Genomic DNA, 829 nt, shown 5'->3' with positions numbered 1-829 from the left:
CGCAGGCGATTCTGGCATCGGGCGGTTTGTCTGCGCACCTGGGGGAGCGCTACGGGACTGAAGCGCATTTTGTCAGTGACCTTATCCAGTCCAATCCCTTACTGGCAAAGCCAATTGTGGAAGGGCTTCCCTATACCGAAGCTGAAGTGGTGTATGCCGTGCGCCATGAACTCGCCAGCACCATTGATGATGTGTTATCGCGCCGAATTCGTGCCCGTCTGATGGCTCGTGATGCGTCAGCGAATGCTGCGCAACGCGTGGGGGAAATTCTGCAACAAGAGCTCAAGCTTCAGCCTGAACAGGTGGCCCGGCAGGTAGCCAGCTATCAGGCGGCAATTAAACATGAAAAATCAATACTTATGGGGACATCCGAATGATCAGTAAAGAAGCGATTAAACGCGGTTACAACCGTGGAAATTATACTGTAGTGCACACACGCGCCCGGCATGGGCGACGGATATCAAAAGCAGCGGTGGCGCGAAAGGGATGCAGATTGATCCGGTGGCGATGAGCGAAGCGACGTTTGATCGACTGCGGGTCATTGCAGATGAGGTGCTGACATCGGAATCTGATGTGATTACCTGGACCCGCGACTGGTGGGCCGGTTCGATGATTGCGGAAACCCAGGGCGCACCGGCCACGTCAAAAGGGGCGATTGTACGTGTCTCTACGGTAGAACAAATTCAGGATGTGATGCGTCTGGCGAATGCGTTGGCAATCCCGGTCACGGTTTCCGCCGGGCGCAGTAACGTCACTGGTGCCGCATTGCCGTTGCGGGGAGGCATTGTGCTGGACGTTTGCGAACTCAACAAACTTATCGACTTCGATC

At 55.2% G+C, this 829-nt stretch carries 2 protein-coding genes; both read left to right on the top strand.

What is annotated here, in order from left to right; all coding sequences use genetic code 11:
* Nucleotides 1-377, top strand: a 377-nt coding sequence (locus JTI85_RS21105; RefSeq protein WP_304502695.1) for a glycerol-3-phosphate dehydrogenase C-terminal domain-containing protein, incomplete at its 5' end; no start/stop codon positions are given.
* A 109-nt stretch (nucleotides 378-486) separates the two neighbouring features.
* Nucleotides 487-829: FAD-binding oxidoreductase (locus tag JTI85_RS21100; RefSeq protein WP_255574984.1), on the top strand; the 343-nt coding region annotated here is incomplete at its 3' end.

The sequence above is a fragment of the Citrobacter sp. Colony219 genome, from assembly GCF_019382635.1.
Lineage (GTDB): Bacteria > Pseudomonadota > Gammaproteobacteria > Enterobacterales > Enterobacteriaceae > Citrobacter > Citrobacter youngae.
Note: the sequence above shows the minus strand (reverse complement) of the source record. Positions and strands in the feature narration are given on the sequence as shown.